Origin of the sequence: Gluconobacter japonicus (assembly GCF_015244665.1) — a bacterium.
In the GTDB taxonomy this organism is placed as follows: domain Bacteria; phylum Pseudomonadota; class Alphaproteobacteria; order Acetobacterales; family Acetobacteraceae; genus Gluconobacter; species Gluconobacter japonicus.
In genome coordinates this window covers 232,105-247,177 of the sequence record NZ_JABCQN010000003.1, presented here as the reverse complement: position 1 = coordinate 247,177, position 15,073 = coordinate 232,105, and the positions used below count along the sequence as shown (strand labels likewise).

Here is a 15,073-nt window from a genome sequence, read left to right as displayed (position 1 = left end):
TCCGGATTTTCATGGGGACAAAATAAGGTCTCCTGGAGGTCCGGGCGGGAATCGAACCCACATTCGCGGATTTGCAGTCCGCTACATCACCATTCTGCCACCGGACCTCGGGGAGACAGGCGCTGTATCGTCTTTCAGAAGCTTTTGGTCAAGAGAGATATTTCAATCCGGAAGAGGATTTTTCTTCTTGGAATGAACAGGCTATTAAGATCTGATTCACGAAACGCTGCGATACAGTGTTCAGACGGCAGGATATCTCATGACTTCAGGACGCAACGGCGCAAAGACAATTACTGGTCCTCTTGGGCTGGGTCTTCTGACCTTTCTCCTGAGCGGCACCGCTCTTGCTCAGAAATATGATGGGAGCGGTTCGCCCACCTTTGTTCCGCATACGTTGCAGGAAGCTCTTGCTACCGCCTATCTGACCAACCCGACCCTCAGGGAAGAGCGTGCGCATCTCCGGGCGACGGATGAGCAGGTGCCAACAGCCATGGCCGGGTGGCACCCGACAATCCAGACCACAATGAATCTGAGCTATTACGACGGCCGAACCAACTACGCATCAACAGGTGGGTCTTTGGGGAGCAATGTCACTTACAAGACCCCTGGTTATAATGGCGGCGTAAATATTTCCCAGCCTCTCTATCAGGGCGGCAAAACACTCGCCAGCATCCATGCAGCAACCAATCAGGTTATGGCTGAGCGTGCGAAACTGATTGCAACAGAGCAGGACGTATTCACGAACGTCGTCAATGCCTATGTCGGCGTTATTGAAGATGAACAACTTCTACAGTTGGCCATCAACAACGAGCGCGTTCTTCAGCAGCAGCTTCAGGCGACGGAAGAACGTTTTCATGTTGGCGAAATCACCCGTACAGACGTCGCACAGGCACAGGCAGCTCTGGCGAGCGCGACCGCACAACGCCAGCAGGCAGAAGGCACACTTCAGAGTGCCCAGGCCACATACCTGCAGATTGTTGGCATCGCAGCGGCTCCTAACCTTGAGCCGCCTCAGCCTCTCAATCTACCGGTAAAAAGCGAAAAAGAAGCGGTTGCGCTGGCAGTTCAGAATAATCCCACTGTCGTCAATGCTCTCTTCACGGAAGCGCAGCAGAAAGACAATGTCTCTGTCCAGATCTCAGCGATCATGCCCAAGGTCTCGGCGGAGCTAAATTACCAACACTCCGTCAACCAAGGTTACAGCCGCTCCCTGACAGACAATAAATACGGCGTCATTGCTTTCCAGATCCCCATTTATCAAGGGGGGTCGGAATATTCCGCCATTCGGAGTGCACGTCAGCAAACCCAGGCAGCTCACAGAGAAGTCGATGTGCAACGCCGTCAGGCTCTTCAAAAGGCTGCCTCCAGTTGGCAGCAGATGGTGGCCTATAAGCAATCTATTGCCAGCGACCGGATAGCCATTTCAGCAAACGTGATCGCATTGGATGGCGTGGAACGACAGGCTCTTGTTGGCACTAGTACGACCCTTGCCGTCCTGCAGCAGCAGCAAACACTCCTGTCAGCGCAGCAAGCACTGGTGCAGCATCTCTCCAGCCTGGTGCGGTCGTCCTACTCCGTAGCGGCGTCCATTGGCCGACTGACTGCTTCTGACCTGAAGCTTGGCGTCCCCCTTTATGATGAAAAAGCTTATTACAACGCCGTTAAAAACAAGCTGTGGGGAACAAGCGATTACGCAATCAACCAGCCCGGGCGTTAAAAATTTTCCTATAAGCCGCGGATAATTTTGCAGTTCATGACCTCCTCAGTACGGCCGCCCCTCCAAACGGGCGATGATGACGAAACAATTGAAACCGTCCTCCGCTCGATCCGCCAGATCCTGCATGACGAGACACTGAACACGAACAAGAAGGATCAGGTTATGACATCAACCACACCTCAGGATGAGCTTACCCTCGATCCCTCCATGATGGTTTCCGCCCCGGCCGTCACACCGTCATCGGAGCAGAAAACAGTTGAGAATGCCTCGTCAGACGATCTCATGGGAGCACAGACCATCGCCGCGGCTGAGCATTCTCTGAAAGATCTTCAGACAGCCTTCAGTGTATCCGGAAACAAGGCCATTCCTTCGGATACCGTCATCAGCAATGGCAGCGGCATGACGATTGAGGATATGGTAAGAACCGAAGTTAGGGCGATGGTCCGGACCTGGATGGACGCCCATCTCCCGTCTCTGGTAGAAATCCTCGTCCGTGCCGAGATCGCGCGCCTTCGCCCCAACAGCTGAAAAGCTCGCATCTTTCTTTCACTTTGACAGCCTTCGCTGACCTCTCTGGATTATCATGCTCGAAAAAAGTTTTGTTCCCGCCGAACACGAAACCTCCCTTTACGAAAACTGGGAGAAAAGCGGGGCTTTCCGTGCCGACCCAAACGCATCAGGCACACCTTTTTCGATCATGTTTCCACCCCCGAATGTCACGGGAACTCTTCATCTCGGTCATGCCCTGACCTTCACCCTTCAGGACATCCTGATCCGCTGGAAGCGACAGGAAGGGTTTAATGTCCTCTGGCAGCCGGGAACCGACCATGCGGGTATCGCCACCCAAATGGTTGTCGAGCGCGCCTTGGATAAGGAAGGCATCAGCCGGACAGCTTTGGGGCGTGAAGGTTTTCTGGAGCGTGTCTGGGACTGGAAGCAGCAGTCTGGCGGTGAAATCGTTCAGCAGCTTCGGAAACTCGGAGCCTCTGCCGACTGGGAGCGTGAGCGATTCACGATGGATGAAGGCCTGTCGAAGGCAGTTCGCAAGGTCTTTGTGCAGCTTCATCAGGAAGGCATCATCTACCGTGATCGCCGCCTGGTAAACTGGGACCCCAACTTCCGTTCAGCAATTTCGGATCTGGAAGTCGAAAACCGCGAGACCAACGGGTCGATGTGGTACATTCGTTACCCGCTCGAGGATGGTCGCACCATTACGGTAGCGACCACACGTCCGGAAACGATGCTGGCAGACGTCGCTGTTGCCGTTCATCCCGAGGATGAGCGTTATGCAGATATGATCGGGAAATTTGTCACGCTCCCCTTAACAGGCCGCCGCATTCCTGTTGTTGCGGACCTGTATTCCGATCCTGAAAAAGGGACAGGTGCGGTCAAAATCACGCCAGCCCATGATTTCAATGACTTCGAAGTCGGGAAGCGCCATGACCTTCCCGCGCCGACCATGCTTGATGAAACTGCCTGCATCTGGCTTGAAGAAATACGCAATGAATTGCAGGACATTGACGGTCTCGCATCCGTAGAATTTGTAAATTCTCTGGCTGGATTAAGCCGGGAAGAGGGACGCAAGCGCATCGTCTCGGAACTCGAGCGCCTGGAATGGCTTGAAAAAATCGAGCCTCATAAACTTCAGGTCCCATATGCCGAGCGCGGTGGCGCTATCGTCGAGCCGCGCCTCACACTCCAGTGGTACTGCGATGCCCAGAAATTGTCTGGCCCGGCCGTAGACGCTGTCGAAAGTGGTAAAATCGTTTTTGAGCCTCGTCAGTGGCAGAATACGTTCTTCGCCTGGATGCGGGATCTTCAGCCATGGTGTATCAGTCGCCAGCTTTGGTGGGGCCATCGCATTCCGGCCTGGTACGCACCAGATGGCAGTGTTTTCGTTGCAGAAAACGAGGCTGAAGCACAGGCACAAGCAGGCGCTGGTGTTGTCCTGACACAGGACGAAGACGTTCTGGATACGTGGTTCAGTTCTGGTCTTTGGCCGTTCACGACCCTTGGCTGGCCCGATAAAACGCCCGAACTTGCCCGCTACTACCCGACAAGCGTCTTGGTGACGGGTTTTGATATCATTTTCTTCTGGGTTGCCAGAATGATGATGATGGGCCTGCATTTCATGGACGATGTGCCATTCCGCACGGTTTTGATTCATGGCCTCGTCCGGGACGAAAAAGGCCAGAAAATGTCCAAGTCCAAAGGCAATGGCCTTGATCCTCTGGACCTGATTGCAGAATTTGGCGCTGATGCGACCCGTCTTGCAATCTGTGCAGGAACCGGTCCAGGTCGAGACATCAAGTTGGGCAGAAAACGCGTCGAAGAGCATCGCGCGTTTGTCACCAAACTCTGGAATGCAGCGCGCTTCCTCGAGATGAATGGTGCCGCCCCCGTAGCAGACTTTGACCCCGCCAAGGTTCAAGGCAGCCTCAGTCGTTGGATTTTGACGGAAGCCAATGCAGCGATTGCCGAAGCACAGCAGGCTTTGTCAGCCTATCGCTTCGATGAATATGCAAACTGCTGTTATCGCTTCGTCTGGAGCTGCTTCTGTGACTGGTTCGTTGAGTTCTCAAAACCGGTTTTTGCCGCCGAAAACGAAGAAACAGCAGAACTACGCGCCGTCAGTGCCCATGTTCTGGGTCTGATTCTGCGCCTGATGCAGCCCGTGATACCATTTGTCACGGCAACGCTCTGGGAGCAGCTCGGCTATATTGGTGACTTCACGGCCATCCGTTGGCCGGAGGCTATGGTCGTTCAGGATGCAGATCAGGCGCGGGCGGAGCTCAATTGGGTGGTCCGCCTCATCGGTGAAATTCGGACCGTTCGTTCGGAAATGAATATTCCGCCGTCCCAGAAGGCTCCTTTGATTTTCCGTGATGTGTCATCGGAAAATCTGGCTCGTGCCAAAACCTGGGAAGAGGCTATCGGCCGCATGGCACGTGTTTCAGAAGTTGACGTTCTGACGGGTGACATTCCTCGCAATGCAGCCCAGATCGTTCTGGACGAAGCAACAATTTTTATTCCACTGGAAGGCCTTATTGATCTCGATGCAGAGCGTGCACGTCTTGCAAAAGAGATCAGCAAGAACGAAGGTGAAATTGTTAAGGTCCGCCGCAAACTGGACAACGCCGATTTTGTTGCACGCGCAAAGCCTGAAGTGGTTGAAGAAAACCGCCAGCGTCTCGAAACTTTCGAGCACGATCTTGAACGCCTCAAGGCCGCTTTGGCACGGCTTGGCTAACCCTCTACATTTTACTCGCCTTGCTCTGGCTGTGACACTTTTCCAAGTGTCACCTGCCGGAGCCTCAGAACTCCCAACAGGCTCAAGCACACAGAAAGCTGTTCTGTTTGGCCAGACCATGGACGTGCTGGCCTTCCGGCCGCCAGACTGTCGTTTGCGAGCCATTCTGCTCGTTATGGCAGCCAAAGACCGCAACAGTGGGGCGTACCGGGACGACAGTGTTCCTCTCGCCAACGCTGTCTGCGGCGTTGTTTTTTCTCCTACATTTCCTGAAAAACAGTTTCCAACCTGGCAATACCAGCGAGGTGGTTTTCCTGCCCGAAATAACGAACTTCCAGCCGCCGCATTGGTCAAACCCCTGGAGCAATGGGCATGGCAGGAAACCGATCTTCCTCAGCTGCCTATCATTCTGATCGGCCACTCTGCTGGCGCCCAGTTTCTGGATCGTGTTGCGGCTTATGCCTCGGCCGATGAAGCCGAAATCATTCTCATGAACCCCGCCACTTATGTAGAGCCTGAAACGGACAGCCCCGTGCCATATGGCTTTAATGGCTGGCCAGAGAATATCCACCAGACCTCCCTCAAGCATTACCTGTCCGAGCACCTGACCATTCTTCTGGGATCAGACGATGTGGAAACTACGCTCGGAGCGGGCCGCATTGCGCAGGCTATGGGACAGGGACGCAATCGTCTGGAACGAGGGCAATGGGCTTTTGCACAGGCTCGGGAACAGGCTTACCGTCTGGATGTTCCCTTCAACTGGAACATCGATATTGTTCCAAATACTGGCCATGACGGCCAGAAGATGATGGCCTCTCCCGAGCTAAGAGAGGCCGTAGAGCGCGTGATCAGCCGCGTGTCTTCACAATAATCTGGGAAAGATCACGAACAGCGCCATTGGCCGCACTGGTCGTCATGGCGGCATACGCTTGCAGAGCACGGGAGACGTAGCGCGTCCGGTTCGGCTTCCAGGAAAGTTCACCGCGATTGTGCATGGCTTCACGACGGCTGGAAAGCTCTGCATCCGAAACATCCAGATGCATACCACGGTTCGGGATATCGATCACGATACGATCGCCATCTTCCACCAGTCCGATCAGACCACCTTCAGCAGCCTCTGGCGAGACATGACCGATCGAAAGGCCAGAACTACCGCCTGAGAATCGACCATCCGTAATGAGGGCACAAACCTCGGCCAGCCCCTTGGATTTCAGATAGCTGGTCGGGTACAGCATTTCCTGCATCCCCGGACCACCGCGCGGCCCTTCATAGCGGATGACCACAACATCTCCGGCGACGATCTTGTTACCCAGAATAGCGGCAACAGCATCATCCTGACTTTCGAACACGCGGGCAACACCCGTGAAGGTCAGAATATCTTTTGCGACGCTGGCCGTCTTCACAATGGCCCCATCCTCGGCAAGGTTGCCGTACAGAACAGCCAGTCCACCATCCTGTGAGAAGGCGTTTGGTTTGTTGCGCAGAACACCCGCTTCACGATCCAGATCCAGATCATGATACCGGCTGGACTGCGAGAAGGCATGAACAGTGCGCACACCGCCCGGAGCGGCGCTGAACATGTGACGGGCTTCTTCATCCCCGTTCGCGATGTCCCATTTCTGCAGGACATCGGCCATGGTGGGCGCATGAACAGTCGGAACTGATGTTTTAATCAGTCCAGCACGGTCCAGCTCACCGAGAATGGCCGGGATGCCGCCAGCACGATGCACGTCTTCCATGTGAACATCGGCCTTGGCTGGTGCCACCTTGCACAGGTGCGGCACCTTGCGAGACAGACGGTCGATATCCGCCATATGGAAATCGACTTCGCCTTCACGCGCTGCCGCCAGAAGGTGAAGAACCGTATTTGTGGACCCGCCCATGGCGATATCCAGCGTCATTGCATTTTCAAACGCACTTCGCGTCGCGATGCTGCGGGGCAGAACAGAAGCATCATCCTGCTCATACCAGCGACGTGCCAATTCCACAGAAAGACGGCCCGCGCGCAGGAACAGATCACGACGATCCGCATGCGTGGCCAGCAGGGAACCATTACCCGGCAGGGCAAGACCCAGAGCTTCCACGAGGCAGTTCATGGAATTGGCCGTAAACATGCCGGAGCATGATCCGCAGGTTGGGCAGGCAGAGCGCTCGATCTGCTCGGACTCACTGTCCGACACATTCGGGTTAGCAGCTGCCACCATGGAATCCACGAGATCCAGCTTGCGCTCGATGCCCGGACCGTTGAGCTTGCCGGCTTCCATCGGACCGCCGGAAACAAACACGACAGGAATGTTCAGGCGCAGGGAGGCCATCAACATACCTGGCGTGATCTTGTCGCAGTTGCTGATGCAGACAATGGCATCCGCGCAATGCGCATTGACCATGTACTCGACGGAGTCAGCAATCAGCTCACGGGAGGGCAGGGAATACAGCATTCCCCCATGACCCATCGCGATACCATCATCAACGGCAATCGTGTTGAATTCCTTGGCAACACCGCCAGCTTCCTCAATTGCAGAAGCAACGAGTGACCCCATGTCCTTAAGATGGACATGGCCCGGAACAAACTGGGTGAATGAATTTGCAATCGCGATAATGGGCTTTCCGAAATCCCCATCTGTCATCCCCGTCGCACGCCAGAGGGCACGCGCGCCAGCCATGTTGCGGCCATGGGTCGTAGTACGGGAACGATAGGTAGGCATCAGAACAGAACTTTCATATCAGAAGGAGCCATGCTCCATAGCGAATCAAACAAAAAAAGACCAGCACAGGAAAGATATGAAAAGCATTCTTTCCCGCTCTTGCTAGATGGGAACACAGGAGGCCAAAATCCATTCAAAGATCAGGAGCCTTTTGTGAAACGTTATCTTCTCAGCCTTGGAACGGCTCTTTCCCTTGTCTGTAGTCCCGCCGCACTGGCTGCTCCAGCATCTGCTGGGCCGGCCGTTACGCCAGACATGATCCAGACCGGAAATGACATTCCAGTTCATGCCTCCCTGCCAACTGATCAGCAGGATTACATCAAGCGTGACGTCATGATTCCCATGCGGGATGGCGTGAAGCTCCATACCGTGATTGTCATCCCCAAGGGAGCAAAAAACGCACCAATCCTACTCACGCGGACACCGTATCATGCCAGTGAACGCCTGAATCGCATTCCCAACGCGCCAACCATGCGTGAGATCTGCCCTCAGGGCGATGGCGTTTTTGTTGAGGAAGGCTATATCCGCGTCTTTCAGGATATCCGTGGAAAATACGGATCTGAAGGCGATTACATCATGACGCGCCCTCCGATGGGCCCGCTTAACCCGACCAAGACAGACGACACCACCGATGCGTGGGACACGATCGACTGGCTTGTGAAAAATCTTCACGAAAGCAACGGTCGCGTTGGCATGACCGGCTCTTCTTATGAAGGCTGGACCGTTGTGATGGCCCTCCTGGACCCGCATCCAGCTCTCAAGGTCGCTGCTCCGGAAAGCCCGATGGTGGATGGCTGGATGGGTGACGACTGGTTCCATTACGGCGCCTTCCGTCAGACTGGCCTCGACTACTTCACCATGCAGATGAGCGAAGCCGGTGAAGGACCAACCATCCCCAGGCCAGATGCCGATGATTACACCAACTTCCTGCGAGCCGGCTCAACCGGAGCTTTCGCGACCAAAGCAGGTCTTGATCAATATCCCTGGTGGAATCGCCTGAAAGCGCACCCGGCCTATGATGCGTTCTGGCAGGAACAGGCTCTGGATCAGATTCTCGTCCGCAAGCCTCTGAAGGTTCCAACAATCTGGGAACAGGGTCTGTGGGATCAGGAAGATATGTGGGGGGCGATCCATTCGTGGATGAACCTCAAAGCCCATCACACGCAGGTCCCAAATGTCCTTGTCATGGGACCATGGCGCCATAGTGGCGTCAATTATGATGGCTCAACGCTTGGCCCGCTCCATTTCGATGGTGATACCGCACTCTGGTATCGTTCCAACGTCATGCGTCCGTTCTTTGATCACTATCTGAGAGACGGCGCCGATCCGCATCTTGATGAAGCGATCATCTACAATACAGGCGAGAATCATTGGGACCGTTTCCGCAACTGGCTTGCCGAGTGTGATACGACCTGCCTGATGCGAGGCGAGCGTCTCTACCTCCAGCCCGATCACGGCTTGTCGTTCAAGCGGACGTTGCCGGGAACGGATGCTTATATCTCTGACCCGTCTCATCCGGTTCCGTTCATGCCACGGCCTTACACCGCCAACGATCCACGCTGGAAACCCTGGCTTGTCACGGATCAGCGTTTTGCAGAAAGCCGTCCCGATGTTCTGACGTACGAGACACCCGTTCTTGATGCGCCTGTCCGCGTCTCCGGCGTTCCAACCGCAGACATTTTTGCATCCACAACAGGCACAGATGCAGACTGGATCGTAAAAATCATCGACGTTCAGCCCGGCGTTACACCGGACCGGCCAGAGATGGGCGGATACGAACTCCCGATTTCCATGGATATCTTCCGCGGACGTTACCGCAATGACTTCGCCCACCCATCCGCTATTCCGGCAGGGCAGGTTCAGGAATACAAGTTCACGCTGCCAGCCGTGAACCATGTGTTCCAGAAAGGGCATCGCATCATGATCCAGATCCAGTCGAGCTGGTTCCCGCTCTATGATCGGAACCCGCAGACCTATGTGCAGAATATCTTCGATGCCAAGCCATCGGATTACCACACCGCCACTCAGACTATTCACCGAGGCGGCAATGCGGCCAGCGCCATCTGGCTACCGGTCGTGAAATAAGGAAAGCGCCTCCCTATATGGGGAGGCTCACCTCCCTCAGGAGATCCCGCTCATGAGTACACACTCTTCCATTCTTCTTGGCGCAGGCTGCTTCTGGTGCGTAGAGGCGGTTTTTACCGGTCTACGCGGAATCATTTCGGCTGATCCGGGATACGCGGGCGGCCATTTGGACAATCCGTCCTACGAAGCCGTCTGCACAGGGAATACCGGTCACGCGGAAGTCGTGAAGGTCGTTTTCGACCCTCAGGAAATTTCCCTGCACGATATTCTGCGTGTCTTTTTCACGACCCATGACCCAACCCAGCTTAACCGTCAGGGTAATGACATCGGCACACAGTACAGGTCTGTTATTTTCGGAGACGCAGAGCAGCAACGTGTTGCCCAGGCCGTCAAAGATGAAATTACGGCAGAACAGATCTGGCCTGCACTGATTGTCACAACCATCGAAGGTCCCGCCCATTTCTGGCGCGCAGAGGAAAAGCACCTCGATTATTTTGCTCGCAACCCGGAAACCGCTTACTGCGCAGCGGTTGTCGCTCCCAAGGTCGCAAAGGCCCGCAAACTATACCGGGATCGACTGAAAAACCCAGCCTGAGACCTTACTCTTCGGTTTCCAAATGAAAGCGGTCTGACTCTTCATCGTAATCGAAGAGTTCCGCATACCGTGCCCAACCGATCGCTGTTGTCAGCGTCTGTTGGGCATAATCGGGAGACATGCTTTCTTCCAGCGCCTTTCGAAAACGATTGGCATCCACGACATGGTTAGACCGCTCATCGAGCGTACTGCGGATGGCGCGAAGAAGTGGCAGATAATGCAACAAGGCCGTGCGCATTATGTCACGTCGTGCATCAGCGTCCCCTTCGACAAACAGGCGTCCTTCATCCGTCAAAAGAATATCGCCATCCTCAAGCTCCGCCAGTTCCAGAAGCTGTAGCGACTCACCGAGCGAAAGCAGATCATCAAGCGTCATCTGAAGACGCTGCGCCAGTTCGGGAAGGTCCGCACGACCGGATAGAGGCGCGCCATTCAGCACTTCCATCAGCCCGACAAGAACCTCCACAGGAAGATCAGGCAACACAATGGAGAGCGGTGGCAACGCCGCAGGAGACAGACCAACTGTTGTCTCGGCTTCAGAAACGATCGGGGCCCGGCGTGTCATCAACGTATAGATCTGATCCACAAACCGTCGAAAATCCGCATCCTCACGGTTTCTGGGGTGTGGGAAGGGGACATTGATTTCGTGGGTCACGCGCCCGGGGCTGGAAGAAAAAATCAGAATCCGGTCACACATCAGCACCGCTTCTTCAATGCCATGTGTCGCCAGCAACATGGCATGAAGGGAAGACAGTCTCTTTTCTGCCCAGAGTTCAATCAGGTCCGTGCGAAGGTTTTCAGCACTCAGAACATCGAGAGCCGAGAAAGGCTCATCAAGCAGAAGCAGAGACGGCTGCAACGCGAGCGCTCGTGCAAGGGACGCACGCTGACTCAACGCCTCCGACAGCTCCTTGGGATAAGCGTTTTCGTATCCTTCCAATCCCATGACCGCAATCGCCGCACTGGCCTGGCTCTCACGATCCGCCCGCGATAAACGACGCGCCTCAAGCCCGAGAAGCACATTCTGCCGCAGGGTCAGCCATGGAAAGAGCGCTCCGGACTGAAAAACCGTAGCAACGCCATCGAGCGGCCCGTTAACGGGCTTTCCCTGCCAGAAAACCTTTCCTTCCACAGGCGGCATCAATCCGGACATCACACGCAGAAGAGATGATTTGCCTGAACCGGAACGCCCAAGGAGGCCAAGAATTTCTCCGGCACGGACATCAAAGCTCACCTGATCGAAAACAACGAGATCAGCATTGCTGTCTTTCAGATAGGTCTGACGACAATTCTGGAGACTGAGCAGGGTTCGGGTCATTGGATCGCGTATTTCTGAGCGGCATGAACCGCAAGGGGCTGAAGAACGAGACGGTCCAGCAACATGGACAAAAGCGTGAGAAGCATGAGGACAACAACCTGAGCGGCAATCTGCCCCTGAAGCATATCAGCCAGCAGCGTTGCCCCCAGACCAGTGTCTGACGGCACAAATGCCTCCGCAATCATGACGGCATCCCAGATGGGGACGGCCGCCAGCAGAAGTCCGCCACACAGGTCAGGGGCCACGGCGGGAAGGATAAGCCGCTTCCAGAGCAGAACGCCTTTAAGGCGCAGACCTCGCGCCACCTGACGGAAAGGTCCCGGAATAGCCTGCATGGCATCCAGAACCGTCCCACCCGTCAACCAGTGCGCGCCCACGAACAGCAGGACTGCTGCAGGGATAATCTCAAGCTTACGGAAAAGAGGATACAGCAGAACAGCCGGGAACAGTGCACCCGCAAGCACAAACAGTCTTGCAAATCGGAAGACGCGCTCGCTTGCATCAAAAAAGAACAGGGCCAGGGGCAGCCAGAGCAACCCACACAGTACCAGCGCGCCACAGACATGCGAAAGCGTAAGAAGACTCTCGAGCAAATCATAAGGAAGCCGGTCTGTGAGGTGACTTTGCGCGACCGCTAATCCCAGAAGAAACAGAGACGCCAAAGGCACAAGCCAGTCCGGCACAGGCACAGAGACGGAGGACAGCGCAGGCACATGCCGGCGCACTCGACCCACACGCCAGTTTCCAATCCCGCCAATCAGCCTGTGCAGCCCGACACTGCACCCATTCAGGATCGCAGACTCACGCCAGAACTGAAGAACCCAGGATCTTCCACGATTTTTCTGGGGTTGCGGACCATCCAGCCTGTAGCGCTGTGCCCACCCCATCATCGGGCGCGTCAGGCACTGATCGACGATCAGGATGAGCAGGACGGCCAGGCTACCGGCCGCCAGAAACCAGAAAGCGTGATGCGTTTCGAGGCCAATCAGAGCCTGCGCTCCCAAGCCGCCGACATCATGACGCATCAGGAGCGTCGCAAGGCCTTCCACACATAAAAGGCGGAACCATAAGCCCGGCATGGCCTGAGACGCACGGAACGTTACAAGAGGAATGGCAACCGGCAGCTGCAAACGCCAGAAATGCTGCCATCCCGTCATGTGAAGACCTGTTGCAACTTCGTTCAGTTCGGGCGGAAGCGTTTCTTCAGCATCCAGAATAGCGGTAAGAACACGCCATATCATGTTGAAAGCTGCCACACTCACGATGACGGCGACAGGCGGCAGAGCCAGCGCCAGAAGTCCCACCAGCCCCAGCCCGGGAATGGATCGCGCCACGGACAGCGCAGGCACCAGCAATCGACGAAAGCGTGGAAACTGGCGGGACAAACCAGCCAGAGCCAGAGAGACGGCACCGACCGTGATCAGAGCCAGAAACGCATGCAGAAGCGTGAATAAAAACTCTTGCCACATTGGAACCGCGGGCCTCTCTGGCAGCACCACAGAAGCAGGCACCCAGACCGCCTTTTTCACGAGAAAAAGGCACAGGGCAGCCCCGGCAAACAGGATCGAAAGTTCAATACCGCTCATGCGCTGTCGCCAGCGATGCATGACACGGATGGGCATGGCCAGAGGGCTGCCCGTCATGATGACTGTTGTCCTCCCGGTTTCAGAGGAACCGAGAGTAAGGAAGGTTCTTCCGGTGGCTCAAGTGTTTTCTGCATGTCCCGGAACGTCTCAGTGGCCAGTACTGCCAAAACCACCTGCACCACGTTCCGTTTCATCCAGAGACGGAACTTCCTGCCACCGTAGTCTGGACACAGGAGCCAGCACCCCCTGCGCAATCCGTGTGCCTCGTTCGATCGTGAAAGGTTCCGTCCCGGCATTCATGACAATGATGCCAATCTCGCCACGGTAGTCTTCATCGATCGTCCCAGGAGAATTCGGCAGCGTAATGCCATGCTTCAGAGCCAGACCAGACCGCGGGCGTATCTGAAGCTCATAAGCTGAGGGCAGGGCGATGCACAAACCAGTCGGGACAAGTGCACGACCGCCTGGTTCAATCGTCACCGGGGCCGAAATAGCCGCAACAAAGTCGAAGCCAGCGGCTCCGGAGGTGGCATAGGATGGAAGAGAAAGCCCTTCCGCATGAGGAAGACGCGTAATGCGGACATCAATCAGATCGGTCGTCATGATGCTTCTCTTATCCCGGATTTTCAGGCGGTTGAAGACCTGAAGGTTTCAGCGATCCGTTCCGCCAATTTCCCGGCGACGGCTGACTTGTCCATCTCCGGCCATGTCTCCACACCATTGACGTCAATCAGGCTGACAAAATTCCTGTCTGCGCCGAAAACCCCACTACGAACATCATTGGCCACCAACCAGTCACAGCCCTTACGCTGACGCTTGGCGAGCGCATTTTCCAGAACGTCATCTGTTTCCGCCGCAAAGCCGACAACCAGCTTGGGGCGTCTAACATGATGGCACAGCGTGGCTAGAATATCCGGGTTCTCGACAAGACTGAGGGTTGGGGGGCCATCGCCCGTCTTCTTGATCTTGCTTCCAGCCGGAACGCTGGCGCGCCAGTCACTGACAGCAGCCGTACACACGGCGATATCTGCGGGAAGCGCGGCCTCACAAGCCGCCAGCATTTCCTCGGCAGTCTGGACTTTTACGCAGGCCACACCATCAGGAGCAGGAATCGAGACTGGGCCGGTGACAAGCGTGACCCGCGCTCCAAGGGCCGCAAGGGCTTCTGCAATAGCATATCCCTGCTTGCCGGAGGAATGATTGGATATGAACCGAACAGGATCGAGAGGTTCGACAGTGGGTCCAGCCGTCACAAGCGCATGAAGTCCAGCCAAAGACTGGTCTGGCGTGAGGGCAGCCACAATCGCATCCCGCAGCACATCAGGTTGGCTCAGGCGCCCCGGTCCAAACTCACCACAGGCCATACTGCCCTCATCCGGCCCAACCACCTGCACGCCACGTTGCCGAAGAAGTGTGAGATTGGCCTGCGTTGCCGGGTGCTCCCACATGCGCACATTCATGGCAGGCGCAAGCAGGATGGGGGTCGTCGTTGCCAGAAGCAGCGTCGTTGCCAGATCATCAGCAATGCCATGCGCCATACGCGCCATGAGATTGGCCGTAGCCGGGCAGACCACGACGAGATCCGCGCTTCTCGCAAGCGCAATATGGCCGATTTCGCTTTCCTGCGTAGGGGCAAAAAGCGCGTCATGCGCGCGCTCCCCAGACAGGGCCTCCAGACTGAGAGGTGTAATGAACGCCTTGGCCGCGTCTGTCATGACCGGGGTGACGGCAATGTTCTCAGCTTTCAGAAGGCGCACAAGTTCGAGCGCCCGATAAGCTGCAATGCCTCCACCAACAATCAGCAGAACACGGCGCAT

General features: G+C 55.8%; 11 protein-coding genes and 1 tRNA gene. 6 read left to right on the top strand and 6 right to left on the bottom strand.

The features are described from left to right. Nucleotides 1-33: 33 nt before the first annotated feature. Nucleotides 34-107: transfer RNA gene (locus HKD32_RS07565), tRNA-Cys, on the bottom strand. A gap of 152 nt (nucleotides 108-259) precedes the next feature. Between HKD32_RS07565 and HKD32_RS07560 the strand changes: the two genes are divergently transcribed. Genes HKD32_RS07560 through HKD32_RS07545 form a run of 4 tightly spaced genes read left to right on the top strand, consistent with a single transcriptional unit; the run spans nucleotide 260 to nucleotide 5,838 of the window. Then, on the top strand, nucleotides 260-1,717 hold the full coding sequence (locus HKD32_RS07560; RefSeq protein WP_194257797.1) for a TolC family outer membrane protein: 1,458 nt from the start codon (nucleotides 260-262) through the stop codon (nucleotides 1,715-1,717). A gap of 36 nt (nucleotides 1,718-1,753) precedes the next feature. After that, on the top strand, nucleotides 1,754-2,245 hold the full coding sequence (locus tag HKD32_RS07555; protein ID WP_061933069.1) for a DUF2497 domain-containing protein: 492 nt from the start codon (nucleotides 1,754-1,756) through the stop codon (nucleotides 2,243-2,245). A gap of 55 nt (nucleotides 2,246-2,300) precedes the next feature. Further along, the gene (locus HKD32_RS07550) at nucleotides 2,301-4,967 is read left to right on the top strand and encodes a valine--tRNA ligase (protein WP_061933071.1); all 2,667 of its coding nucleotides are present in this window, start codon (nucleotides 2,301-2,303) and stop codon (nucleotides 4,965-4,967) included. Further along, the gene (locus HKD32_RS07545; protein ID WP_228118862.1) at nucleotides 4,960-5,838 is read left to right on the top strand and encodes a hypothetical protein; all 879 of its coding nucleotides are present in this window, start codon (nucleotides 4,960-4,962) and stop codon (nucleotides 5,836-5,838) included. Before HKD32_RS07550 ends, HKD32_RS07545 begins: the two co-directional genes overlap by 8 nt. Here HKD32_RS07545 and ilvD read toward each other — a convergent pair. Next, entirely contained in the window at nucleotides 5,816-7,672 is a 1,857-nt protein-coding gene (gene ilvD, locus HKD32_RS07540; protein WP_194257796.1) for a dihydroxy-acid dehydratase, read from the bottom strand. The two genes, HKD32_RS07545 and ilvD, sit on opposite strands and share 23 nt — an antisense overlap. A gap of 153 nt (nucleotides 7,673-7,825) precedes the next feature. On the opposite strand from ilvD, the gene HKD32_RS07535 reads away from it, so the two are divergent. Further along, nucleotides 7,826-9,757, top strand: a complete 1,932-nt coding sequence (locus tag HKD32_RS07535; RefSeq protein ID WP_194257795.1) for a CocE/NonD family hydrolase — start codon at nucleotides 7,826-7,828, stop codon at nucleotides 9,755-9,757. A gap of 52 nt (nucleotides 9,758-9,809) precedes the next feature. Continuing rightward, a complete protein-coding gene (gene msrA, locus HKD32_RS07530; RefSeq protein ID WP_061933075.1) occupies nucleotides 9,810-10,352 on the top strand; it encodes a peptide-methionine (S)-S-oxide reductase MsrA in 543 nt (180 codons plus the stop codon). Nucleotides 10,353-10,356: 4 nt separating this feature from the next. Here the strand turns inward: msrA and HKD32_RS07525 are convergent, their stop codons facing one another. The 4 genes from HKD32_RS07525 to coaBC all read right to left on the bottom strand — a co-directional run bounded on the left by HKD32_RS07525 (nucleotide 10,357) and on the right by coaBC (nucleotide 15,073). Then, nucleotides 10,357-11,670: an ABC transporter ATP-binding protein gene (locus tag HKD32_RS07525; RefSeq protein ID WP_010501588.1), complete on the bottom strand. Its 1,314-nt coding sequence runs from the start codon at nucleotides 11,668-11,670 to the stop codon at nucleotides 10,357-10,359. After that, entirely contained in the window at nucleotides 11,667-13,313 is a 1,647-nt protein-coding gene (locus tag HKD32_RS07520) for an ABC transporter permease subunit (protein WP_061933077.1), read from the bottom strand. The genes HKD32_RS07525 and HKD32_RS07520 overlap by 4 nt, the downstream gene beginning before the upstream one ends. A gap of 90 nt (nucleotides 13,314-13,403) precedes the next feature. Beyond that, nucleotides 13,404-13,859: a dUTP diphosphatase gene (gene dut, locus HKD32_RS07515; protein WP_061933079.1), complete on the bottom strand. Its 456-nt coding sequence runs from the start codon at nucleotides 13,857-13,859 to the stop codon at nucleotides 13,404-13,406. Nucleotides 13,860-13,882: 23 nt separating this feature from the next. Further along, entirely contained in the window at nucleotides 13,883-15,073 is a 1,191-nt protein-coding gene (gene coaBC / locus HKD32_RS07510) for a bifunctional phosphopantothenoylcysteine decarboxylase/phosphopantothenate--cysteine ligase CoaBC (protein WP_061933081.1), read from the bottom strand.

What these genes read in the sequence shown, in the direction of transcription:
- HKD32_RS07555 (WP_061933069.1), top strand. Translation starts at nt 1,754, where the DNA reads ATGACCTCCTCAGTACGGCCGCCCCTCCAAACGGGCGATGATGACGAA.
- ilvD (WP_194257796.1), bottom strand. Translation starts at nt 7,672, where the DNA reads ATGCCTACCTATCGTTCCCGTACTACGACCCATGGCCGCAACATGGCT.
- HKD32_RS07550 (WP_061933071.1), top strand. Translation starts at nt 2,301, where the DNA reads ATGCTCGAAAAAAGTTTTGTTCCCGCCGAACACGAAACCTCCCTTTAC.
- msrA (WP_061933075.1), top strand. Translation starts at nt 9,810, where the DNA reads ATGAGTACACACTCTTCCATTCTTCTTGGCGCAGGCTGCTTCTGGTGC.
- HKD32_RS07525 (WP_010501588.1), bottom strand. Translation starts at nt 11,670, where the DNA reads ATGACCCGAACCCTGCTCAGTCTCCAGAATTGTCGTCAGACCTATCTG.
- HKD32_RS07560 (WP_194257797.1), top strand. Translation starts at nt 260, where the DNA reads ATGACTTCAGGACGCAACGGCGCAAAGACAATTACTGGTCCTCTTGGG.
- coaBC (WP_061933081.1), bottom strand. Translation starts at nt 15,073, where the DNA reads ATGCGCCGTGTTCTGCTGATTGTTGGTGGAGGCATTGCAGCTTATCGG.
- dut (WP_061933079.1), bottom strand. Translation starts at nt 13,859, where the DNA reads ATGACGACCGATCTGATTGATGTCCGCATTACGCGTCTTCCTCATGCG.
- HKD32_RS07520 (WP_061933077.1), bottom strand. Translation starts at nt 13,313, where the DNA reads ATGACGGGCAGCCCTCTGGCCATGCCCATCCGTGTCATGCATCGCTGG.